Source organism: Anaerotruncus sp. (assembly GCF_057433415.1).
Genome location: NZ_DBMDHH010000045.1, coordinates 1 through 23,374, shown reverse-complemented (window position 1 = coordinate 23,374; position 23,374 = coordinate 1). Strand labels below are relative to the sequence as shown.

Here is a 23,374-nt window from a genome sequence, read left to right as displayed (position 1 = left end):
GCGCTACGCGCGACGGCCGATCTCCGGCCTAAGAGCCGCCTTCGGCGGTTGGCCTCCGAAACGCGGTCTGCGGACCGCAGTCGCGGGCGCTCCGCCCCGCGTCCCCGGCTTGAGTCCGCTGCGCGGACCCGGCCCTGCGGGCCGGATTCTCTATAAGGATGGCCTGCGGCCAAATCCCTGCGACCCCAGCGCCGCCTCCGGTTGGCCTTCAGCCAAAGTCGGCGGCGCCCTGTCACGGATCAATTGGCGGGTGTTCAGCATCCCGCCTGGCGCCGCGCCGCGGGCGCAATGCCTCTGCCCGAGAGTCTCCGGAGCAGTACCGAAAGTGCATTCGTGGAGGCACGGCCGCTTTTGCGTGGCGCGCAGCGCCCACGGGGAGGCGGAAAATTGCGCGGCTTTGCCGCGCACGCGCGCAGAGCGCGCGAACGCCCGGAACGGGCGTTGTTTTCCGCCGGGTGTCACTGCGAGTCTTCCGACAGCAGGATTGTTGGGTGCAGCGGCACCAGCCTTCTACCCGCGGCTGAATGGACGTGAGCGGTGGGGGGATTCTCAAGGGGGGCGAGCTTTGCGCCCTGCCTTCTTCAAGTGAGCCCCCCTTGAGCGCCCTTCTTCCGCCGACTTCTTGGGCGCGCAAGAAGTCGGCCCGCTTGCCGGGGCGGGACCCGGTAATCTCCGCCGCCGAAGGCGGCACATCTAAAGCGCCCCAGAGGGGCGCGAAATAAGCCCCGCCGGGCGCAGCGCGGCAAATCGAAAACCGCCGCCGCAGACGGCACATCTGAAGCGCCCCGAAGGGGCGCGAAAAAACCCTCCGACCCTCGGTCGGAAAACCCAGGGAGAGCCCCAGCCGCCCGCGGGCGGCAGCTCCCGCGAAAGCTGCGCCGCTCTCCGAGCGGCGAATCAAGGAAGTGACAGCATGAAAAAGACGGTTCTTGGCGCGTTCTGGCTGGTGGCGGCGCTGGTGGTCGGCGCGCTGATCGCGGCGGCGACCGAGCAGATCCCCTTTTTGTCCTGGCTGGCGTTCGGCAGAAGCATCGGGCTGCCGGTCGAAAACCCGATGGTGCTCGACCTGTCGGTGATCAAGATCGCCTTCGGGTTTGAGATCGGTGTGACGGTCGCGCACATCCTCTGCTTTATCGGCGCGCTCTTCGGCTACAAATACACGGTGAAAAGGATGCATCTTGATGACGGACGGCAAAGACATGATCGGCATGGAAAACATGGCGGGGAAGGGCTTCCCGGAGAATCCGGGCGCTGAAATTGTCCTCGCCTCCCAGTCCCCACGGCGTCAGGAGTTGCTGGGGTTCCTCTTCCCGCGCTTTACGGTGCGGGTGTCCGAGGCGGACGAGACGCTCCCTGAGGGCATCGCGCCCGACGAGGCGGTCCGGACGCTCGCGCTGCGCAAGGCGCGCGCGGTGGCGCCGGAGGCGCCCGGCGCGCTCGTGATCGGCGCGGACACCGTCGTGGCGATCGACGGGCTCATCCTCGGCAAGCCGCGGGACGCGGCGGACGCGGCGGGGATGCTCCGGCGGCTGTCGGGGCGGACGCACCAGGTCTATACGGGGGTCGCGCTGCTCGGCGGCGGGCGGGAGGAGTGCTTCCACGAGTGCACCGGCGTGACCTTCGCGCCGCTGACCGACGGGGAGATCGCGTGGTACCTTTCGACGGGGGAACCCTTCGACAAGGCGGGCTCCTACGGCATTCAGGGCTACGGCGCGCGGTTCATCGAACGGATCTCGGGGGATTACTTCACCGTGATGGGCCTGCCGCTTCATGGGATCTATACAAGGATTGGCAGGTTTTACAAATCATTCGGCGCAAAATTACCGAATTATTAACAAACTAGCTGTTGTGCAACCCGGCCCCGCAAGGTATAATAGAACCTGTTAAAACGCGCTTTTGCGACACATTTCGATTCATCGTGCGGGTTTTCCGTAACAATACAAGGGGGACGTATCCATATGTTTTCAAAGGACATCGGCATTGACCTGGGCACCGCCAACACCCTCATCTTTATGAAGGGCAAGGGCATCATCATGCGCGAACCGTCGGTTGTGGCGGTCGACACCCGCAACGACACCGTCCGCTATGTCGGGCAGGATGCCAAAGAGGTCATCGGACGCACCCCCGGCAGCATCGTCGCGGTGCGCCCGCTCAAGGACGGGGTCATCGCCGATTTCGACATCACCGCGTCCATGCTCCAGATCTTCATCCGCAAGGTGTGCAACAACTCGGTGCTCGCGCGTCCCCGCATCATCATCTGCATCCCGTCCGGCGTCACCGAGGTCGAGCGCCGCGCGGTGCGCGAGGCGGCCTTCAAGGCGGGCGCCAAGCACGTCTCGATCATCGAGGAGCCGATGGCTGCGGCCATCGGCGCGGGCCTGCCCGTCGCCGAGGCGACCGGCAGCATGGTCGTCGACATCGGCGGCGGCACCAGCGAGGTCGCGGTGATCTCGCTGGGCGGCATCGTCGCATCCCGTTCGGTCCGCGTCGGCGGCGACGAGCTGGACAACTCGATCATCCAGTACATCAAGCGCAAATACAACCTCCTCATCGGCGAGCGCACCGCCGAGGACATCAAGATCAACATCGGCTCGGCCTTCCCGCTCGAGGAGGAGGCCACGATGGACATCAAGGGCCGCGACCTGATGGACGGCCTGCCCAAGAACATCCAGATCACCTCGGAGGAGATCCGCGAGGCGCTGGCCGACCCCCTGTCGATGGTGCTCGACGCGATCCGCACCACGCTGGAGAAGACTCCGCCCGAGCTGTCGGCCGACATCATCGACCACGGCATCACCCTGACGGGCGGCGGCGCGCTGCTGCGCGGGCTCGACCAGCTGATCGAAAAGGAGACGGGCATGCCGGTCCATATCGCGGAGAGCCCGCTCGACTGCGTGGCGATGGGCACCGGGCGCGTGCTCGACGACATCGACAGGCTGCGCGACCTGCTCGCGGACGACGCGAAATCCTACTAAGCGCGGCAGGGAAAGGAATCTGCATTGGGAGACTTCTTCAAAAGCAAGCGGTTCAAGATATTGCTCGTCGTGCTGGTGCTGCTGCTGGCGTTCATGCTGCAGGCGGCATGGACGGGCGGATTCTCCCCGGCCATCTCGCAGGCGGCCGGGGTTGTCGTCACGCCCTTGCAGAAGCTCTCCTCCAGCATTTCCGGCGCGGTGAGCGGCTATTTCCGGCGGTATGTCCGCGCCGACGAGATCGCCGCCGAAAACGAGGCGCTGCGCGCCGAGATCGACGAGCTGCGCCGCCAGGCGGTCAACTACGAGGAGTATAAGCACGAAAACGAGGAGCTGCGCAAGTACCTCGACGTCGAGTTCCGGGAAGAGCACCCCGACTTTGAGGTCGAGCTGGCGTCGGTGGTCGCGCGCGACCCGGACGACCGCTTCTACTCCTTTACGATCGACCGCGGTTCCCTCAGCGGCATCGAGCCGCTCGACCCGGTGGTCACCGCCGACGGGTTGGTCGGCGTGGTGCGCGAGGTGGGGGTCAACTACTCCAAGGTGGTCACCATCCTCGACGTGTGGATCGACGTGGGCGCGCGCGACGTGCGCACCCGCGACATCGGCATCGTCACCGGCTCGGTCGACCTCGCGGCGGACGGGAAGTGCCGCCTCAACTACCTGCCCCGCGAGAGCGGGGCCGCGCCGGGGGACATCGTCGTGACCTCCGGCATCGGGGACAGCCTCTACCCGCAGGGGCTGCTGATCGGCAAGATCACCCGCATCGACAACGCGCCGGGCGACATCTCCCTCTTCGCGGAGATCGAGCCGTTCGCCGACGTCCGCCGCCTGACCGACGTGATGGTCATCAAGTCGTTCGAGGGGCAGGGAGGCGCGGAATGAACAATAAAAAGTGGTTCCGCACGGCCAAATTTGCGACTTATATCGTGGTGATGGTGCTGCTCTACATCCTGCAGACCACCCCCGGGTTTCTGACGGTGTTCGGCGTAAAGCCGAACTTTGTCATTCCTGCGGCCGTTTGCGTCGCCATGCACGAGGGGGAGTTCACCGGGGCGTTCTACGGCGTGCTCGCGGGGGTCCTCTGCGATTTGGGCGGCTTCGCGCTCGTCGGCTTCAACGCGATGATCCTGCTGGCCGCCTGTACGGCCGTGGGGCTGCTGGTCATCTACCTGCTGCGCCCCGGCGTCATCAACTTTGTCCTGCTGCTCTCCGCCGTGATGCTCGCGCGCGGGCTGCTGGACTTTCTGCTCAACTACGTCATGTGGGGCTACGACCACGTGTGGATGGTGTTCGTCTACGACGTCCTGCCCGGCGTCATCTATACCGTGGCCGTGTCGCCGCTGGTCTATTACCTGTACACCGCGGTCCACGCCTGGTTTGAAGGGCGTATGGAGGCCTGACCCCGCGTCCCAAGGGAGAATCGGATGAAAACAACCGCTAAAAACCGGATGATCATCATGACGGTGGTGCTGATTGTGGTGCTGCTGCTCTATTCGTTGCGCCTCATGCAGCTCCAGGTGGTCGAGGGGGAGTCGCTCGCCGCCCAGATGGAGCGGGTCCGCACGACCGAGCAGGTGATCAAGGCGGCGCGCGGGGAGATCCTCGACCGCAACGGGCGGCCGCTCGCCGTCAACACGATCGGCCGCGACGTGGTGATCAACATGGCCTTCCTGGAGAAGGGGACCACCAACGAGGTGCTCCTGCGGCTGATCCGCATCATGGAGTCGGCGGACGAGGACTGGATCGACAACCTGCCGCTCACGGCGGAGGCGCCCTTCCGCTTCAAGCCGGGGGAGGCCTACGAGACGGAGATCGCCCGGCTCAAAAACGCGCTGGGCGTGGCCCAGTACGCGACGGCGGACGACGTGGTCTACCGCCTCAAGGAGAAATACGGCCTCTTCGAGCACGGGGACAAGGACGACCCCGTCCCCTACGCCGACGGGGAGTTCCGCAAGATCGCGGGGGTGCGCTACGAGATGGACCGGCGCGGGTTCTCGATGTCGGTGCCCTACACCTTCGCGACCGACATCAAGATCGAGACGGTCCCCAAGATCAAGGAGCGCAGCTTTGAGCTGCCGGGGGTGGACGTGGTGGAGAGCACCATCCGCCAGTATGTGAGCGGCACGGTGGCCCCCCACGTCATCGGCCAGACCGGCCCGCTCTACAAGGAGCAGTGGGACGCGGCCGGCAAGGTGCAGAACCCCGACGGCTCGGTGTCCGCACAGATCGGCGAACGCACCTACAAGATGGACGACGTGATCGGCAAGTCGGGCGCGGAGCTCGCCTTTGAGTCGCAGCTCAAGGGGATCGACGGGACCCGGCGGATCACGATGAACTCGTCGGGCGACGTGATCGACGTGGTGGAGGAGAAGGAGCAGGTGCCGGGCAACACCGTCGTGCTCACCCTCGACTCCCAGCTCCAGAAGGTCGCGCAGGACTCGCTCGCAAGCAACATCCGGCGCCTTCAGGACACCAAGGAGGAGCGCAAGGGCAAGGAGGCGAGCGCGGGCGCGGTCGCCGTGATCCAGTGCAAGACGGGGGAGGCCCTCGCGCTGGCGACCTACCCCTCCTACGACCTGTCCGCCTACCAGCGGGATTACGACCAGATCGCGGCGGGGGAGAACCAGCCCCTCTTCAACCGCGCGCTCGACGCGGCCTACACCCCCGGCTCCTCCTTCAAGCCGGCGGTTGCGCTCGGCGCGCTCGCGTCGGGGACGATCACCCCGCGCACCCTCTACAACTGCACCTACGTCTACAACCGGTTCGCGCCGGAATACACCCCCCACTGCGAATCCGCCCACGGCAACGTTGACGTGGTGAACGCGATCCGCGGCTCCTGCAACATCTTCTTCTACGAGGCGGCCTACTACATGGGCATCGACACGCTCGACGAGTACGCCGCGCGGCTCGGGCTGGGGGTGCCGACCGGCATCGAGCTGCCCGAGAACATCGGGCAGGTGGCCTCGCCGGAGGTCAAGGCCGCCTCCCCCGCCTACGCGGACGACCCCCAGTGGCGTCCGGGCGACGTGATCCAGGCGGGCATCGGCCAGCAGTCGACGCTGCTTTCGCCGCTCCAGCTCGCCAACTACACCGCCACCCTCGGCAACAACGGCAAGCGCATGGAGGTGACGGTGCTCAAATCGGTCAAGTCCTACACCTTTGACGAGACGGTCTACGAGCACGAGCCCAAGGTCGTGGACGAGGTCGACGCGCCCGAGGCGTTCCAGACGGTGCGCGAGGGCATGGTCGCGGCCTCCCGGACGGGCACGGCCTGGGCGACCTTCGCGAACTACCCGATCACCGTCGCCTCCAAGACGGGCACCCCCGAACGGGGCGACGGACTCTACAACTCGGTGTTCATCGCCTACGCGCCCGCCGAGGACCCCGAGATCGCGGTCGCGGTGGTCGTTGAAAAGGGCTGGGAGGGCTATCAGATCGCGCCGGTGGCGCGCGACGTCTTCGACGCGTACTTCTTTTCGCGGACCGGCGGGTCCTCGACCAACTACGGGGAGCTGCTCCCCTGACAAAAGGGAGGAATCGGCATGGCACAGGTGATCCTGGTGACCTCGGGGCGCGGCGGCGCGGGCAAATCGACCGTGTGCGCCTACCTGGGGGCGGCGCTGGCCGCATGTGGGAAAAAGGTGCTGCTGATCGAGGGCTCCCACCGTTCCCTCGACGTGCTGCTCGGCGCGCAGGACCGGGTGGTCTTCGACCTTGCCGACGCGCTCGAGCGGCGGTGCGAGCTTGGGGAGGCGATGGTGGACGCCTGCGGCGTCCGGCTGCTCTGCGCGCCGCTCGATCTGCAGCCGATCATCGACGGCGCGGCCTGCCGGGAGCTGCGGGCGGCGCTGGAGGAGCATTTCGACTTCATCCTGATCGAGGTGGACGGCGGCGACCGGGTGCGGCTGACGGCCTTCGCGGCCTGCGCCGACCGGGCGGTGATCGTCTCGGCGGCGGACGCGGTGTCCGCGCGCGCGGGGCGGATGGTGTCCGATTCGCTCGACGCGGCGGGCGTCGAGGATATCCGTTTGTGCGTCAACCTGCTCACGCGCGACTTTGTGAAGCTGCGACCCATCCCCGACCTCGACTGGCTGATCGACCAGGTCTGCGCGCAGCTCATCGCGGTGCTTCCGTTCGACGAGGGGCTTGTCACCCCGGTGGCTATCGGTCAAAACATCAATTTGTCGAATGTATCCAAAATAATATTTGATAATTTTGCACAAAGGATTTTAGGGAACTATATTGATTTACTGGTCCAATAGGTGGTATAATGTATCTTGATGGTTTAGACTGTCAGAAATTGGATTTCGCCCGGCCAAACAGACAGAAAGAAGGGCGGCCCGTTTACAGAGAAGAGAGAACGAAACTGACGAGGGGCTTGGAGGAACGCCAATGAACATCGCCTTGATCGCACACGACTCCAAAAAGGAACTGATGGTCCAGTTCTGTATCGCCTACTGCGGCGTCTTCAGCCGCCACAATATCTGCGCGACCGGCACGACCGGAAAGCTCGTCGCCGAGGCGACCGGGCTGGAGGTCTTCCGCTTTCTGGGCGGTTCGCAGGGCGGCGACCAGCAGATCGCGGCGCGCATCGCCTGCAACGAGATCGACCTGCTGCTCTTTTTCCGCGATCCGATCCGCGCGAAGCCCAGCGAGCCCGACGAGGCGGGGCTTCTGCGTTTGTGCGACGTGCACAATATTCCCGTTGCGACCAACATCGCCACCGCCGAGGCGCTCATCCACGCGCTCGAGCGCGGCGACCTCGACTGGCGCAATATCGTCAATCCCCCCAAGCGGTAGAACCGCCATACCGTTACAGGCGCTGATGCGGGAGGAGTAACCGCGGATGGACGGACAGCGAGGGCGCGGCCGGTGAGAGGCGCCCACGTCGGAAATCCGCGGCGAAGACGCCCGAGAAGCCCGCCGCAAGGCGCGTATTCCCCTGCGTTAAAGGGGCTTGAGCGGGGCGCTTTCGCGCCCAACAAGGGTGGCACCGCGCGGTATGACCTCGTCCCTTTGTACGGCATCGCCGTGCAGCCGGGACGGGGTCTTTGATTTTTTACGGGCGGAGGCATCGCGATGAAGGAAAAACGAAAACAGGCGCTGCGGCGGGCGCTCAGGCAGGGACCCGGCGTGGGCGCGGGCATCATGCTCGGCGGCGCGCTGATCCCCCGGCTGGCGATGCCGGGGCGTTACAACGACACCTGGCCGCCGCTGGCGCTGCACTGCGCGCTCTATTTTCTGGCGGCGGGGCTCGTCGCCTTCGCGGTCTCCTGCCTGGCGGCCTTCCTGGAGGAGCGGAAACGCCGCCGCGGATGACGCGGGGCGCGAATTTTGCTTGACAGGCCGCGCCGGGGCGTATTATGATGTTACGGAGGTTTTGACGGATTCAGCCGCCCGGACACGGGCAATGATCTGATAAAAGGCCGTCTATCTGAGGAGGAAACGCAATGGCATATCTGACGAACGCGCCGCGCGGCACACAGGACGTGCTGCCGCCCGCGAGCGGCAAGTGGCAGTATCTCGAGGAGACGGCGCGGGATGTCGCGGCGCTGTGGGGCTTCGGGGAGATCCGCATCCCCACCTTCGAGCACACCGAGCTGTTCAGCCGCTCGGTGGGGGACACCACCGACGTGGTGCAGAAGGAGATGTACACCTTCAACGACAAGGCGGGCCGCTCGATCACCCTGCGCCCCGAGGGGACCGCGGGGGTCATGCGGGCGATCCTGCAAAACGGGATGCTCGGCGGCGCGCTGCCGCTCAAGCTCTGCTACCTGGTGAACTGCTTCCGGTACGAGAAGCCGCAGGCGGGCCGCCTGCGGGAGTTCCACCAGTTCGGCGTCGAGATGGCGGGCGCGGCCTCCCATGTGGCGGACGCGCAGGTAATCGGCGTGGCCAAGGCGGTCTTCGACGCGCTCGGCGTCACCGGCCTGCGGCTGGAACTGAACTCGATCGGCTGCCCGGAGTGCCGCGCCAGATACCACGAGGCGCTCAAAGCCTACTTCGCCTCCCACCTTGGGGAGCTGTGCGAGACCTGCCGCGACCGGCTCGAGCGCAACCCGATGCGCATCCTCGACTGCAAGAGCCCCGTCTGCTCGGCGATCGCGAAGGACGCGCCCAAGGTGCTCGACTATATCTGCGGCGACTGCCGCGCCCACTTCGAGGGCCTCAAAAAGGACCTCGACGCGATGGGCGTCGCATATACCGTCAACCCGACGATCGTGCGCGGGCTCGACTACTACACCCGCACCGTCTTCGAGTTCGTGGCGACCGGCATCGGCGCGCAGGGCACCGTCTGCGGCGGCGGGCGGTACGACGGGCTGATCGAGCTGCTGGGCGGCGCGCCCACCCCGTCGGTCGGCTTTGCGATGGGGCTCGAGCGGCTGCTGCTCGTCATGGAGCAGCAGGGCTGCGCGTTCCCGCCCGAGCGGAACTGCACGATCTACATCGGCAGCATGGGGGAGGCGGCCTCCCTCAAGGCGGTGGAGCTCGCCGCCGGCCTGCGCGCCGAGGGGTTCTGGGCCGAGTGCGATTCCGTGGGGCGCAGCGTCAAGGCGCAGATGAAATACGCGGACAAGCTCGGCGCGAAATACAGCTGCATCATCGGGGACAACGAGCTTGCGGAGGGCAGGGCCCGCGTCAAGCGGATGGACACCGGCGAGGCGGCCGAGGTGCCGCTCAACGCGGAGGGCTTTCTCAAATACGTCTACCACAACATGCTCGACGCGGTGATCGACGCCGCGCCGGACGGCATGCCGGAATAATGAGGAACGAGGGATCAATGATGGATACCATGCAGGGACTGAAACGCACCAAATACTGCGGAGAATTTACCGCGGAGGACATCGGGAGGGAAGCGGTCGCCTGCGGCTGGGTGCAGCGCGCGCGCGACAAGGGGATGCTCGTCTTCATCGACCTGCGGGACCGCACGGGAATCGTGCAGCTCGCCTTCGACGACCGGACCGACGCCGAGCTGCGCGCCAGGGCGCAGACGGTGCGGTCGGAATTCGTGCTGATGGCGAAGGGCGAGGTCCGCCGCCGCGAGTCGGTCAACCCCGACCTGCCCACCGGCGAGGTCGAGCTCTATGTCAGCGACCTGCGCATCCTCGCGAAGGCGCAGACCCCGCCCTTTGAGATCACCGACAAGACCAACGTCAAGGAGGAGCTGCGGCTCAAATACCGCTACCTCGACCTGCGCCGCAGCGAGATGCAGCACGCCATTCTGATGCGCCATAAGATCGTCAAGGCGGCGCACGACTACTACGACAGAAACGGCTTCCTCGAGATCGAGACGCCCTCCCTCATCAAGTCCACCCCCGAGGGCGCGCGCGACTACCTCGTGCCCAGCCGGGTGCACCCGGGGTGCTTCTACGCGCTGCCCCAGTCCCCCCAGCAGTATAAGCAGCTGCTCATGCTGTCGGGCTACGACCGCTACATGCAGATCGCGCGCTGCTTCCGCGACGAGGACCTGCGCGCCGACCGCCAGCCCGAGTTCACCCAGATCGACCTGGAGATGTCCTTCGTCGACGAGGAGGACGTCATGACGGTCAACGAGGGGTTCATGGCGCACGTCTTCAAGGAGGTGCTCGGTGTCGGGATCCCCACCCCCTTCCTGCGCATGCCCTACGACGAGGCGATGGAACGGTTCGGCTCGGACAAGCCGGACACCCGCTTCGGCATGGGGCTCTGCGACCTCTCCGACCTGCTCGGCGGCTGCGAATTCAAGGTGTTCAAAGGCGCGCTCGAGGCGGGCGGCAGCGTGCGCGCCCTCAATGTCAAGGGCGCGGCCGACCACCTCTCCCGCAAGGAGATCGACAAGCTCGTCGACTTTGTGAAGGCCTACCGCGCCAAGGGCCTGGCCTACACCCGCCTGACGGCCGACGCGGAGACCTCCTCCTATGAGAAGTTCCTCACCGACGCCGAAAAAGAGGCGATCCGCGGCCGGCTCGGCGCGGAGAAGGGGGATGTGCTGCTCATCGTGGCGGACGGCAATAACCAGACGGTGTTCGACAGCCTCGGCGCGCTGCGCGTCGAGCTGGCAAACCGCCTCGGCCTCATCCCCGAGGGGAAATTCAACTTCCTGTGGGTGACCGACTTCCCGCTCTTCGAGTACAGCGAGGAGGAGGGCCGCTATGTGGCCAAGCACCACCCGTTCACCCATCCGGCGTTCGAGGACCTCGACAAGCTCGAGAGCGACCCGGGCGCCTGCCACGCGCGCGCCTACGACATGGTGCTCAACGGCTGCGAGGTGGGCGGCGGCTCGATCCGGATCAACACCCCCGAATTGCAGGAGCGGATGTTCGAGGCGCTCGGCTTCTCGGAGGAGAGCGCCCGCGCCAAATTCGGCTACCTGATCGACGCCTTCAAATACGGCGCGCCGCCCCACGGCGGCATGGCCTACGGCCTTGACCGGCTGGTAATGCTGATGCTCGGGAAATCCTCCATCCGCGACGTGATGGCCTTCCCGAAGGTGCAGAACGCGAGCGAGCTGATGACCCAGTGCCCCGCCGAGGTGGACGAGAAGAGCCTGCGGGAGCTGTCGATCGCGGTGACCGCGCGCGAAGAGGCGGAATAAAGCCGCGGGGGACGGAGAAATCCGTCCCCTTTTTTCGTTGCGTATGGTATAATAGCCACAGAGCGGCTATGATCCATTTTATGGCCGGGGCGGTCCGCTCGCTGCGGCTCGCTCCCGCCCCAGCGGCCAATTATCCCACCGCGCGCTTCGCGCTTGTGGTATCATAATCGTATTCGGATAAAACGGCGGGCCTCCCGGGGCGCCATCCCCGGCGGGCGCGCGGATGAAAGGGGAGGAAGCGCCATGCGGCTGCAATCGGCGGAAAGATGGGAGACGCTGCCCGGCTGGGCGCGGCGGTTTGTGCTGCCCGCCTGCCTTCTGCTCGCGGCGGCGGGCGTTCGTTCGCTGCTAACCCGGCTGATCTACCCGCCCGGGACGTTCGGGATCGGCTCCCTGTCCGCGTGGATGGATCAGGCGGGCGTCTATGCCCGCCTGCAGGAGTTCGCCCGTTTCCTGCGGCCGTTCGGACTTTTGCACGCGCTCGCCCTCGCGCTGGTGATCACCCGGCTGCTGCGCCGCCCGGCGGGGCGCGCGCGGACGTTCGCGGCCTTTCTGCTGCTGGCCGCGCTGAACCCGCTCTGCCTGGGGCCGCTGTCGGCCCTGACCGCCCCCGTCGCCGCGCTGCTTTTTTCCGATGCGGCGTGGAGCGCTCCGGTGTTCGCCGCCGTGTCGGTGTTTTATAGCGCCGCCGGCGCGGCGCTTCCCCTGCTGATCACGCGGCTTGTGCTCGACCGGGTGCGGTGGTTCTATCCGGACGGCCCCGGCTGGGGGAGCCTCGGAAGGGGAACCAAATGCGCGCTGTGGGTTTTTCTGGCGGTGCTGGTGGGAGCCCTCGGTCTGCTGAGTCTGGCGCAGGCTTTTTCGACGCTTCAGCAGCTCGACCTGCTTGCGGGCGGGGGCGGAAGCCTGCTCAATGCTCTTTCGCTGCGCGGCGGTCCCCTGCGCCGGAACCTGCTGCCGCAAAATCTGGTCGTCGCGGCGCTGACGGTCGTTCTGGCCAACCTCATCTTCCGCGCGCCGGCGGGTGCGCGGACGGAGGGTCCCGCGCGCGAATGACGCGCACCGCCTGTGGCCGCCGCATGAAGGGCCGCCGGGTCCGCCCGGGGTTTGGCGCGGCCGGTATCGGGAAATTTTCTGGAGGGGGTGGCCTTATGCGGATCAAATGCGGTTCCTGCGGAAAGGTCTACGATTACGACAAGGATGAGCTCTGCCCCAAATGCGGGGCGCATAACCAGCTTCCCCGCGCGGAGGGCGCAGCGGCCGCGCCGAGCGCCGAGACGGCGGAGCCGCAGCCCCGGCGGGGCTGGCAGACCTACCGCCAGCCGAAGAGGGCCCCCGGCACGCCGCCGCCCGGATGGACGACCTACACGGCGCCCACCACCCGGCAGGAAAAGCGGTCCAACCGCTGGAAGGTTGCGGCGGGCATTTTCCTGTTCGTGCTCATCATGGTGGGGGGCGGTTTGGTCGGCGGCCTTTCGGCCTACCACGCGGCCCGGGAACGGCAGGAGCGCGGTGCGGCGGCCGCCTCGGCCGCGGCCTCGCTCGTGGCGCGCGCGGAGCGGGAGGCGATGGCCGCCTCGCTTGAAGCGCTGGACGAGTGGGAAGACTGGGAGGTGTGGGACGACTGGGACGACGGGCAAGCGCCCGCCGCACCGGCGGCGGACGGCTTTTTTGAGGACGGAGCGGACGGCTCCGTCCCCGCGGAGCCCTTTGGCGGGGAGGACGGCGCGCCGGCCCCCGGCGAGGGGGACGCGGCCGGCTCGGAGCCTTTCGCCGCGCCCGCGCCGGACCTCTCGGCGCTCGCGAGCTTTACCTACGGGACGGAGGTCGGCGCGTCCAAGGGCGTGACGCTGACGGTCAATTCCGCGGGCCCGGCCGGCTCCGCCGGGCTGGAAAGCCTGCTGCTGCCGGGCGAGAAGGCGATCTTTATCGATTTTACCGCCGAGGTCACCGACGCGGACGCCTTCGGGCGGGAGTTCTTCCAGCCGCCCTTCGTGCGGGTGGGGCAGGACGGCGGGCGTTCGCTGTGGCCCTACGGCGCGGACCTGCCGGCCCCCTTCACGCCGCTCGATGTGGACGGGATGCGCTACACCGACCGGACGGTGACTACGGGGCAGCTCTTTTTCGCGGTACCGGAGGACTGCCACACCTTCATGCTGCACTACGGCGACCCGGATGAAAGTTATTACATACAGAGAATAAACGTATAAAATATACCGATTGGAGTAAGTCATGAAGCAAAACAGACCATTCGCCCGGGCTGCGGTCACGCGCAAGGCGCAGAAATCGATTGAGGAAGGCCACCCGTGGGTCTACGACACCGAGATCACCGGGATCGAGGGCGGCTGTGAAAACGGCGGCCTGATCGACGTGGTAAGCGATAAGGGCGCCTACCTGGGCACCGGCTTTATCAGTGAGCGGTCGAAGATCCGCGTGCGCATCCTCTCCCGCAACGCCAACGACCGGTTCGACGAGGCGTTCTGGGAGCGGCGGCTGCGCTGGGCGTGGGACTACCGCAAAACGGTGATGGGGGAGGACGCCTCCTGCTGCCGGGTGATCTTCGGGGAGGCGGACCAGTTCCCCGGGCTCACGGTCGACCGCTTCGGGGAGGTGCTCGTGACGCAGACGCTCTCGGCGGGCGTCGAGCGGATAAAGCCCCTGCTCTTCCCGCTGCTCAAAAAGGTGCTCGAGCGGGACGGACAGGCCGTCCGCGGCGTCTACGAGCGCAACGACGCCGCCATCCGCGAGCTGGAGGGCCTTCCGCAGGGCAAGGGCTGGTTCGGCGGCGACGGCGGCCCGACCCGCACCGAGATCACCGAAAACGGCATCGTCTACGGCGTGGACTTTGAAAACGGCCAGAAGACGGGCTTTTTCCTCGACCAGAAATACAACCGTCGGGCGGTGGCGAAGCTCGCGCGCGGCCGCCGGGTGCTCGACTGCTTCACCCACACCGGCTCCTTCGCCCTCAACGCGGCGGCGGGCGGCGCGGCGCATGTGTGCGCGGTGGACGTCTCGGCGGACGCGGTGGCGCTCGCGGCGGAAAACGCCCGGCGCAACGGGCTGGACGGGGTCGTCGAGACGAAGGCGGCGAACGTCTTCGACCTGCTGCCTGCGCTGGAGGGCGGCGCGGAGAAATACGACTTCATCATTCTCGACCCGCCTGCCTTCACCAAGAGTCGCAAAACGGTGGACCGCGCGGAGCGCGGGTATAAGGAGATCAACCTGCGCGCGATGAAGCTGCTGCCGCGCGGGGGCTACCTCGCGACCTGCTCCTGCTCCCATTTCATGACCGACGGCCGCTTCCGGCGGATGCTGGCCTCCGCCGCGCGCGACGCGGGGGTGCAGCTGCGGCAGATCGAGGCGCGCCAGCAGTCGCCCGACCACCCCGTCCTCTGGAACGTTCCGGAGACCGACTATCTGAAGTTTTACCTCTTCCAGATCATCTGACGGCGCGTCCGCGCCAAAACCGTCTGCCCCCGGCGCGCCGGGGAAGTTAGGAGGAACTATGAAAAAGCTTTACCGTTCGGAAACCAACAGCATGCTCGCCGGGGTGTGCGGCGGGCTGGGGGATTATTTCGGCGTCGACGCGACGCTCATCCGCCTGGGATGGGTGCTGATCTCGCTGATGGGCCCCGGGCTCATCGCCTACATCATCGCCGCGATCATCGTCCCCAAAGAGAGCGAAGTGATTTGAGCGCCTCCCGTCCCCGGGAAAATGTGATTTGCATCCGGAGGATACGGGAGAACCAAAGAGAAAACAGGCGAAAAACAGAGCGTGTCATTTGTAAATTAAAAAACCCGCAAAAAAGTGTTGACAGGGCGCGGGGCGCGGGTTATAATACAAATTGTCGCGAAATGCAAACCGGATTTAGAAGAAGAATATTGGAGGAAAAGGTATGTCTACAACTATGCCGAAGGTAGCAGAAATTACCCGCAAGTGGTATATCCTTGATGCTGCCGACAAGCCGCTGGGGCGCACCGCTGCTGTTGCGGCGTCGATCCTTCGCGGGAAACATAAACCCATCTTCGCGCCCAACTGCGACTGCGGTGATCATGTGATCATCATCAACGCGGAGAAGGCCGTCCTGACCGGCAAGAAGCTCGATCAGAAGATGTATCGCCGTCACAGCGGCTGGATCGGCGGCCTCAAGGAGGTCCAGTACAGCAAGCTGATGAAGGAGCGCCCCGAGCTGGCGATGATGCTCGCCGTCAAGGGCATGGTCCCCGACACGGTCATTGGCCGTAAAGCGCTCACCAGATGCCGCGTGTTCCGTGGCGCGGAGCATACGCATGCCGCGCAGAAGCCGCAGGCGTGGACACTGTAAGGAAGGGGAATTAACGATTATGTACGAAGGCAGACCTTATTTTTACGGTACCGGCAGAAGGAAACAGTCCGTTTCCCGCGTCAGGCTCTACCCCGGCACCGGCTCGATCACCATCAACGGCCGTGACATCGACGACTATTTCGGCCTTGAGACCCTCAAGCTGATTGTCCGTCAGCCGCTCAACCTTACAGACACCCTCGGCAAGTTCGACGTTGTGTGCACGGTTGCGGGCGGCGGCGTTTCCGGCCAGGCCGGCGCCATCCGCCACGGCATCTCCCGCGCGCTGCTCCAGAACGGCGAAGAGATGCGCCCGATCCTCAAGAAGGCCGGGTTCCTCACCCGCGACCCTCGTATGAAGGAGCGCAAAAAGTACGGTCTCAAGGCTGCACGTCGTGCACCTCAGTTCAGCAAGAGATAATCAGCTGTTCAAACCGTATCAAAATGGTTCAAAAACCCCGGAAAATCAAGGTTTTCCGGGGTTTTCTTATACCCATAGGGTCTGATATGGTTTGACTTGATTTGATATAACGAGAGCCATTTTCACCCAATTTTTAATGGTTAAATATAGGACAACCGGCAAAAATGGGGGTAAAAAGAGGGCCAAGTGGTTAAAAAATAGGACAACCGCAGGCTGATTTTTGCTGTCTGGAAGGGTGGTTTTACAGCTCCTTCCTGGTGCGTTTTTCGTTTGGTTAGTTTGAGATGATTTGACCTAATTTGAACAAAACAGAATAAATTTAATGCCGAGCGCTCAGCTTTTTCTGCTGGGCGCTTTTGGCTTTCCGGGATTAGAAAGAGCCGTCACTTTTCATTTTTGAAGTGGCGGCTTTTTCTATTTCCAGAAGAAATATCAACATTCAGAAATGAGGTGAAGTCCATGAACACGCAAATCATTGCCATCGCCAACCAGAAAGGCGGCGTTGGCAAGACAACGACCTGTGCGAACTTAGGAATAGGGCTGGCGCAGGCCGGACGAAAGGTGCTGCTGATCGACGGGGACCCGCAAGGCAGCCTTACCATCTGCTTGGGCCATCCCCAGCCGGATAAACTGCCCTTTACGCTCTCTGATGCAATGGGGCGCATCCTGACCGATCAGCCGATTCACCCCGGCGAGGGCATCCTGCATCACCCGGAGGGTGTGGATCTGATGCCCGCCGACATCCAGCTGTCCGGTATGGAGGTATCGCTGGTGAACGCCATGAGCCGTGAGACCATCCTGCGGCAATATCTGGACACGCTGAAGGGGCAATATTCCCATATCCTGATTGATTGTCAGCCCTCCCTGGGGATGCTCACGGTCAATGCGCTGGCTGCCGCCAACAGGATCATAATCCCCGTTCAGGCAGAGTATCTGCCCGCCAAAGGGCTGGAGCAGTTACTTTCCACGGTGAGCAAGGTCAAGCGGCAAATCAACCCCAAGCTCCAGATTGACGGTATCTTGCTGACGATGGTAGACAATCGTACCAACTTTGCCAAGGAGATCGCCGCCCTGCTGCGGGAGACCTATGGCAGCAAAATTAAAGTATTCGCTACAGAGATTCCCCACTCTGTCCGGGCAAAGGAGACCAGCGCCGAGGGGAAAAGCATCTTTGCCCATGACCCCGGCGGCAAGGTGGCCGAGGGCTACAAAAATCTGACGCAGGAGGTGATGAAACTTGAAAAGCAGCGCGAAAAAAGTAGAGCTGGCATCGGTAGATGATTTATTCTCCACTGAGGAGAGCCGTGCCGACGCCCAGCGGGAAAGGGTCATGGAAATTCCGCTGTCTGAGCTGCATCCATTTCAGAACCATCCATTCAAAGTCAAGGATGACGAGGCTATGATGGAAACCGCAGACAGCATCCGGCAGTATGGTGTGCTGGTTCCTGCGATTGCCCGCCCAGACCCCAACGGAGGGTATGAGCTGGTTGCCGGACACAGGCGGCACCGGGCCAGTGAGTTGGCCGAAAAGGAGACCATGCCGGTCATTGTGCGTGCTCTGGACGATGATGCCGCCACGATTATTATGGTTGACAGCAACTTACAGAGGGAAAGTCTGCTCCCCAGTGAAAGAGCATTTGCCTACAAGATGAAGCTGGATGCCATGAAACATCAAGGAGCTAGGACAGATTTAACTTCGGCCCAAGTTGGGCCGAAGTTGACTGCGGCAGAGAAAATCGCAGAGAACAGTCCAGATAGCAAATCACAGATTAAGAGATTTATTCGCCTGACGGAGCTGGTCCCCGAACTGATGGATATGGTGGATGAGAAAAAAATCGCCTTTAACCCGGCGTATGAATTATCCTTTCTCAAGAAGGAAGAACAGGTAGACCTTTTGGATGCGATGGACAGCGAACAGGCTACTCCTTCTCTTTCTCAGGCTCAACGGCTCAAAAAATTCAGTCAGGAGGGGCATCTGTCCATTGATGTGATGCGCGCCATTATGAGCGAGGAGAAGAAAAGTGAGCTTGATAAGGTAACGCTTACCTCCGACACCCTGCGGAAGTATTTTCCCAAGAGCTATACACCCCAACGGATGCAGGAGACCATTATTAAGCTGTTGGAGGCATGGCAGCGCAAGCGCCAGAGAGATCAGGAACGATGAAAGGAGCCGCCTATGAGGGATATTGCAGCCAGAGAGCTAAAAGGACATAACATTCTCGCCGTTGAGCGTTTTCAGGATAACACCCGCTGGATGCTTGAGTTTAGTGTTCAGCATCCCCGTACCGCCTACGGCAGCCCCGGTGATGAGATGCGGTTGTTTCTCACAGAGGGCGGGTATCAGGCCGCCCTTGCCAGCCAGCAGCGCCGGGAAATCAAAATCAAGCGGTACGCCCGTGTAGTCGAGGGGCATATCCTCGATTTTAAGCCGAAAAAGAAACGTCACCCGTAAACATACCCCATGAGAGGAAAGGAATGAATATGTGTACTGTTCAGAGCATTAAAAATGCGATTCGAGAAAAATGCCAATCACAGCATGATATGGAATCCGTCGAGATTGACCGGGTTTTGCAAGCCCTCCCGTTTTCGGAGCATAAATCGTTGTTCGACCAGCCGCTGATGCCCAAGCGCCCTTACCGGCCCCGGAAGAACAAGAAGAACATCTGAACCACCACAGTCTTTTTTCAAGAAAGATTGTGGTTTTTTTATGCCCAAAATCAGAGAGGAGTGAAGGAATGGCGGTATTTCGGATTGAAAGAACCCGTGATTATACGGTAATGAGCAACCACCACCTGCGTAACGAAAAATTGTCCCTGAAAGCAAAAGGACTGCTTTCCATGATGCTGTCCCTGCCCGATGACTGGAACTACACCACCCGTGGTCTTGCAAAAATCTGCAAAGAAGGTGTGGACGCCATCGGCGGCGCGCTGCGGGAACTGGAGTCTGCCGGTTATATCGTGCGCCACCAGCTACGCGACCGTTATGGTCGTATCAGCGATACTGAGTATGTGATTTATGAACAGCCTCAGCCCAAGCAGCCAGATATGCCCCAACCGGATACGGCTTCACCAGGTACGGAAAACCCGTATCTGGATAAACCGGATACGGAAAAGCCCGCAGAATTAAATATAGAGAAATCAAATACTCAAAAATCAATTACTCATGGATCAAGTACCGATTCCATTCCCTTCCGGGAAACAGCGGCGGCAGGACCGCCGGAACGGAAAGGAAGGGATGCGATGTCTCTTGCAGAGATAGAGAGTTATCGGGAGTTGATTTTAGAGAACATCGAGTATGACTGCATCAAGCAGCAGTATGGAACCTATCGGGATGATCTGGATGAAATTGTGGAGCTGATGGTGGAGACCGTCTGTGCCAAACGAAAAACCACACGGATCGCTGGCAGCGACTTCCCTCACGAGGTCGTGCGTTCCCGGTTTTTGAAGCTGGACAGCTCCCATATCGAGTTTGTCATGGACTGTTTGAAGAAAAATACCACGGAAATTCGCAACATGAAGCAATACCTGCTGACGGTGCTGTTTAACGCACCCACCACCATCAACAACCACTACACCTCGCAGGTCAATCACGATATGTACGCAGGCGGCTGGTAAACAGCCGTTTTTTGCTGCCCGGAAAGGCCGGGAGAAAGGATTTTGCCATGAAACGACCCCTTGCTTACATCACAGCTCCCTGGAGCAGCAGCCAGTATGAAAATGCCGAGAATGCCGCCAACTACTGCCGCCAGGTATATGACGCCGGATATTCGCCGGTCTGTCCGGTACTGTTTCTGCCCACCTTCCTCAAGGACGAAATCCCCCAGGAACACAAGGACGGCATGGATATGGCGCATGATTACCTTTGCCGTTCTCATGTGCTGGTGGTCTGCGGTCACGGCATCGACGAGACGATGAAAAATGACATTGCCACCGCCGAGCGTCTGCGGATCACAGCTACCGCCTTGGACGGTATTCTCACTGTGAAGGGTCAGGGACGTGGAAAAGGAGGTGGACACCATGCCTGAGCATAAGACCATAGGCCAGCTGATGGAGGAAATGCGGCTCAAAGCCGGAGCGCAGAATTACCATGGTCATGGGTATATGGACTTGGAACGATTTGCCGAGGACACCCGGCACATGATTATTTTCGATGTGCTTTCCCATGATTCCCCTGTCGGCTGGAAGGGCGAGCGTACCCGCCTGTTTCTGACGGATAACGGCTACCAGAAAAGTCTTGAGAGCCAGGAGAAAGGGCATATCAAAATTCTCAGCCATGCCAAAGTGCGTCAGGGAAATCTGTACTATGATCGCTCCGATCAGCCGCGCTGACGGAGGTTCCCTATGAAAAAATATTTACGGCGGCTGGTGGTCCCGCCTTAGTGCCAATGTGCCACCCCTGCAAAAAAACATGGAAAGGAGGCGATGACCCATGCAGGAGGAAGTAGAAAACAGGACTTTAACGCTGGTTGTCAGCGGCACAAAGTTTACCGGCAGGCTGCTCAAAGCCGCCGTTACCAAGTACATGGCCCATCTCAAAGAGAAAAAACTGCAAAAGCAGAAAAGCCGGGATGCGCCTGTCATTCCCCACGGTAAGCAGACCGTCAAAGAGCTTATAGGTCAAAATCAGGGTGTTTCTAATATCGAGATTACTGATCCCTCCATCAAGGAGTTTGAAAAAATCGCCCGGAAATATGGGGTGGATTATGCGGTAAAAAAGGATTGCAGTTGTTCCCCGCCCAAGTATCTGATCTTCTTCAAAGGTCGGGATGCCGATGCGCTGACCGCTGCATTTACCGAGTACACCGGCAAAAAGGTCAAAAAGACTGAGAAAACGGAGCGCCCGTCTGTGCTGACAAAGCTGAAGCAGTTCAAGGAGCTGGTGAAGAATGCCGTTGTGGATCGAACCAAGCGAAAGGAGCTGGAACGATGAAAAAGCAACCCAACATCAAAAAGCTCGTTTTGCTGAATCTGCCCTATCTGTTGATGGGGCTGTTCGCCACTAATTTCGGTGAAGCGTGGCGGTTGGCTGTGGGGGTAGACGCTTCTCAAAAACTGCTCTCGTTCTTCTCCGCTTTGCCTGGGGCGCTACAAAGCTTCTGGCCCAGCCTGCACCCTATGGATTTGTTGGTGGGGCTGTGCTGCGGTGCTGGCCTGTGGCTGGCGGTCTATCTCAAGAGCAAGAACGCCAAGAAGTACCGGCACGGTATGGAGTATGGCTCCGCCCGCTGGGGCACCCATGAGGACATCGCGCCCTACATTGACCCGGTATTCCAGAACAATGTGATTCTGACCAAAACCGAAAGCCTGACCATGAGCAGCCGCCCGAAAGACCCGAAAACGGCAAGGAATAAAAATGTGCTGGTAATTGGTGGCTCCGGTTCCGGTAAAACCCGTTTCTGGCTTAAACCCAATCTCATGCAAATGCACAGTTCCTACGTCGTGACCGATCCTAAGGGAACTATTTTAGTCGAGTGCGGAAAGATGCTTCAGCGAGGAACGCCAAAGTTGGGCAAGGACGGAAAGCCCCTGAAAAACAAGCATGGTAAGGTCATTTATGAATCGTATCGAATCAAGGTTTTGAATACCATCAACTTCAAAAAGTCGATGCACTACAATCCTTTTTCGTACATTCACAGTGAAAAGGACATCTTGAAGCTGGTAACGACCTTAATTGCGAATACGAAGGGAGAGGGCAAGGCCGGGGACGATTTTTGGGTCAAGGCGGAGACGCTACTGTATTGCGCCCTTATTGGGTATATCCATTATGAAGCTCCGGTGGAGGAACAGAATTTCTCCACTCTCATTGAGTTCATTAACGCGATGGAGGTTCGAGAGGATGACGAGGAGTTCAAAAATCCTGTTGACCTGATGTTTGACGCCCTGGAGGCAGAGAACCCCAACCACTTCGCCGTGCGCCAGTACAAAAAATATAAGCTGGCTGCTGGTGTTGTATGCTCTAAAAGACTTCTTAATCAAGTGGTTGGGAAGTCTCTTAGAACACACAACCTAAAATCGAAGAAAGGAGCGCAAGCAATGAGAAGAAACGAGAAAATCACCGCTCTTTACGAGCGTTTGAGCCGTGATGATGATTTACAGGGCGAGAGCAATTCCATCTCCAACCAAAAGAAGCTGTTGGAGGACTACGCCGCCCAGCATGACTTTCCGAACCCTGTCCACTTTACGGATGATGGTATCAGCGGCACTTGTTTTGACCGTCCCGGATTTCTGGCCATGATAAAAGAGGTTGAAGCCGGGAATGTGGAATACCTCTGTATCAAGGACATGAGCCGGTTAGGGCGAAACTACTTGCAGGTAGGGTTTTACACGGAAATGCTGTTCCCTCAAAAGGGCGTGCGTTTTATCGCTGTCAACGACAATGTGGACAGCGCAAACGGCGGCATGGACAATGATTTTACCCCTCTGCGAAATCTGTTCAACGAATGGCTGGTGAGAGATACGAGCAAGAAAATCAAGGCAGTTAAAAGAGCAAAAGGCATGAGCGGCAAGCCCGTTACCAGCAAGCCGGTGTATGGCTACCTCATGGACGAGGACGAGAACTATATCGTTGACGAGGAAACCGCGCCGGTTGTCCAGCAGATTTACCAGCTTTGCCTTGCGGGGAACGGCCCGACCAAGATTGCCCGTATGCTGACGGAACAGCAAATCCCCACGCCGGGGACGCTGGAATACCGCAGGACAGGCAGCACACGCCGCTACCACCCCGGCTATGAGTGTAAATGGGCGACGAACACCGTCGTTCATATCCTCGAAAACCGGGAGTACACCGGCTGTCTGGTAAACTTCAAGACGGAAAAGCCCTCTTACAAGACCAAGCACAGCGTAGAAAATCCCATTGAGAAGCAGGCCATTTTTGAGAACCACCATGAGCCGATTATTGACACGGAAACATGGGAGCGTGTGCAGGAGTTACGCAAGCAGCGCAAACGCCCGAACCGCTATGACGAAGTGGGGCTGTTCTCTGGTATGCTGTTCTGCGCCGACTGCGGCCATGTGATGTACCAGCAGCGGTATCAGAACAAGAACCGCAAGCAGGACTGTTACATCTGCGGCAGCTACAAGAA

General features: G+C 61.4%; 25 protein-coding genes. All 25 read left to right on the top strand.

Annotation, left to right across the window (positions count from 1 at the left end; translation table 11 throughout):
• Positions 1 to 913: 913 nt before the first annotated feature.
• Positions 914 to 1,255 (top strand): DUF4321 domain-containing protein, encoded by a 342-nt coding sequence (locus ACZO3G_RS11480; protein WP_276872696.1) that lies wholly within the window; start codon positions 914 to 916, stop codon positions 1,253 to 1,255.
• Positions 1,182 to 1,835, top strand: coding sequence for a Maf family protein (locus ACZO3G_RS11475; protein ID WP_353939254.1), 654 nt, complete (start codon positions 1,182 to 1,184; stop codon positions 1,833 to 1,835). The genes ACZO3G_RS11480 and ACZO3G_RS11475 overlap by 74 nt, the downstream gene beginning before the upstream one ends.
• A gap of 123 nt (positions 1,836 to 1,958) precedes the next feature.
• The gene (locus ACZO3G_RS11470; protein ID WP_101548617.1) at positions 1,959 to 2,975 is read left to right on the top strand and encodes a rod shape-determining protein; all 1,017 of its coding nucleotides are present in this window, start codon (positions 1,959 to 1,961) and stop codon (positions 2,973 to 2,975) included.
• Positions 2,976 to 2,999: 24 nt separating this feature from the next.
• Positions 3,000 to 3,857 carry a rod shape-determining protein MreC gene (gene mreC, locus ACZO3G_RS11465; RefSeq protein ID WP_101548619.1) on the top strand — a complete coding sequence of 286 codons (858 nt, stop codon included), beginning with the start codon at positions 3,000 to 3,002 and terminating at the stop codon, positions 3,855 to 3,857.
• Entirely contained in the window at positions 3,854 to 4,375 is a 522-nt protein-coding gene (locus ACZO3G_RS11460) for a hypothetical protein (RefSeq protein WP_276872699.1), read from the top strand. The genes mreC and ACZO3G_RS11460 overlap by 4 nt, the downstream gene beginning before the upstream one ends.
• Positions 4,376 to 4,399: 24 nt before the next feature.
• Positions 4,400 to 6,499 carry a penicillin-binding transpeptidase domain-containing protein gene (locus tag ACZO3G_RS11455; protein ID WP_276872700.1) on the top strand — a complete coding sequence of 700 codons (2,100 nt, stop codon included), beginning with the start codon at positions 4,400 to 4,402 and terminating at the stop codon, positions 6,497 to 6,499.
• Between the two features lie 18 nt (positions 6,500 to 6,517).
• Positions 6,518 to 7,237: a nucleotide-binding protein gene (locus ACZO3G_RS11450; protein ID WP_256153046.1), complete on the top strand. Its 720-nt coding sequence runs from the start codon at positions 6,518 to 6,520 to the stop codon at positions 7,235 to 7,237.
• A 130-nt stretch (positions 7,238 to 7,367) separates the two neighbouring features.
• Positions 7,368 to 7,775: a methylglyoxal synthase gene (gene mgsA, locus ACZO3G_RS11445; protein ID WP_101548628.1), complete on the top strand. Its 408-nt coding sequence runs from the start codon at positions 7,368 to 7,370 to the stop codon at positions 7,773 to 7,775.
• A gap of 279 nt (positions 7,776 to 8,054) precedes the next feature.
• Positions 8,055 to 8,294: a hypothetical protein gene (locus tag ACZO3G_RS11440; protein ID WP_276872719.1), complete on the top strand. Its 240-nt coding sequence runs from the start codon at positions 8,055 to 8,057 to the stop codon at positions 8,292 to 8,294.
• Positions 8,295 to 8,425: 131 nt separating this feature from the next.
• Positions 8,426 to 9,739 (top strand): histidine--tRNA ligase, encoded by a 1,314-nt coding sequence (hisS, locus tag ACZO3G_RS11435; RefSeq protein WP_101548633.1) that lies wholly within the window; start codon positions 8,426 to 8,428, stop codon positions 9,737 to 9,739.
• A 17-nt stretch (positions 9,740 to 9,756) separates the two neighbouring features.
• Positions 9,757 to 11,550, top strand: coding sequence for an aspartate--tRNA ligase (gene aspS, locus ACZO3G_RS11430; protein WP_276872721.1), 1,794 nt, complete (start codon positions 9,757 to 9,759; stop codon positions 11,548 to 11,550).
• 243 nt (positions 11,551 to 11,793) lie between these two features.
• Positions 11,794 to 12,606, top strand: a complete 813-nt coding sequence (locus ACZO3G_RS11425; RefSeq protein ID WP_276872723.1) for a hypothetical protein — start codon at positions 11,794 to 11,796, stop codon at positions 12,604 to 12,606.
• Positions 12,607 to 12,701: 95 nt separating this feature from the next.
• Positions 12,702 to 13,760, top strand: a complete 1,059-nt coding sequence (locus tag ACZO3G_RS11420; RefSeq protein WP_277138704.1) for a hypothetical protein — start codon at positions 12,702 to 12,704, stop codon at positions 13,758 to 13,760.
• Between the two features lie 22 nt (positions 13,761 to 13,782).
• Positions 13,783 to 14,997, top strand: a complete 1,215-nt coding sequence (locus tag ACZO3G_RS11415; RefSeq protein ID WP_256152092.1) for a class I SAM-dependent rRNA methyltransferase — start codon at positions 13,783 to 13,785, stop codon at positions 14,995 to 14,997.
• A 58-nt stretch (positions 14,998 to 15,055) separates the two neighbouring features.
• Positions 15,056 to 15,244 carry a PspC domain-containing protein gene (locus ACZO3G_RS11410; RefSeq protein WP_101548640.1) on the top strand — a complete coding sequence of 63 codons (189 nt, stop codon included), beginning with the start codon at positions 15,056 to 15,058 and terminating at the stop codon, positions 15,242 to 15,244.
• Positions 15,245 to 15,446: 202 nt separating this feature from the next.
• On the top strand, positions 15,447 to 15,875 hold the full coding sequence (gene rplM / locus ACZO3G_RS11405; RefSeq protein ID WP_101548642.1) for a 50S ribosomal protein L13: 429 nt from the start codon (positions 15,447 to 15,449) through the stop codon (positions 15,873 to 15,875).
• Positions 15,876 to 15,894: 19 nt separating this feature from the next.
• Positions 15,895 to 16,293 (top strand): 30S ribosomal protein S9, encoded by a 399-nt coding sequence (rpsI, locus tag ACZO3G_RS11400; protein ID WP_101548644.1) that lies wholly within the window; start codon positions 15,895 to 15,897, stop codon positions 16,291 to 16,293.
• Between the two features lie 459 nt (positions 16,294 to 16,752).
• The gene (locus ACZO3G_RS11395; protein ID WP_002587398.1) at positions 16,753 to 17,574 is read left to right on the top strand and encodes a ParA family protein; all 822 of its coding nucleotides are present in this window, start codon (positions 16,753 to 16,755) and stop codon (positions 17,572 to 17,574) included.
• Positions 17,531 to 18,457 carry a ParB/RepB/Spo0J family partition protein gene (locus ACZO3G_RS11390; RefSeq protein ID WP_002587399.1) on the top strand — a complete coding sequence of 309 codons (927 nt, stop codon included), beginning with the start codon at positions 17,531 to 17,533 and terminating at the stop codon, positions 18,455 to 18,457. The genes ACZO3G_RS11395 and ACZO3G_RS11390 overlap by 44 nt, the downstream gene beginning before the upstream one ends.
• 12 nt (positions 18,458 to 18,469) lie before the next feature.
• Complete coding sequence (locus tag ACZO3G_RS11385; protein ID WP_002587400.1) at positions 18,470 to 18,745, top strand: DUF5720 family protein; 276 nt, start codon at positions 18,470 to 18,472, stop codon at positions 18,743 to 18,745.
• Between the two features lie 283 nt (positions 18,746 to 19,028).
• Positions 19,029 to 19,907, top strand: coding sequence for a DUF6017 domain-containing protein (locus ACZO3G_RS11380; RefSeq protein ID WP_002587402.1), 879 nt, complete (start codon positions 19,029 to 19,031; stop codon positions 19,905 to 19,907).
• 47 nt (positions 19,908 to 19,954) lie between these two features.
• Positions 19,955 to 20,317, top strand: coding sequence for a DUF7768 domain-containing protein (locus ACZO3G_RS11375; RefSeq protein WP_002587403.1), 363 nt, complete (start codon positions 19,955 to 19,957; stop codon positions 20,315 to 20,317).
• Positions 20,310 to 20,621: a DUF5720 family protein gene (locus ACZO3G_RS11370; protein ID WP_002587404.1), complete on the top strand. Its 312-nt coding sequence runs from the start codon at positions 20,310 to 20,312 to the stop codon at positions 20,619 to 20,621. The genes ACZO3G_RS11375 and ACZO3G_RS11370 overlap by 8 nt, the downstream gene beginning before the upstream one ends.
• A gap of 100 nt (positions 20,622 to 20,721) precedes the next feature.
• Positions 20,722 to 21,222, top strand: coding sequence for a PcfB family protein (locus tag ACZO3G_RS11365; RefSeq protein WP_002587405.1), 501 nt, complete (start codon positions 20,722 to 20,724; stop codon positions 21,220 to 21,222).
• Positions 21,219 to 23,374: recombinase family protein (locus ACZO3G_RS11360; protein ID WP_486847207.1), on the top strand; the 2,156-nt coding region annotated here is incomplete at its 3' end. The genes ACZO3G_RS11365 and ACZO3G_RS11360, both read left to right, overlap by 4 nt.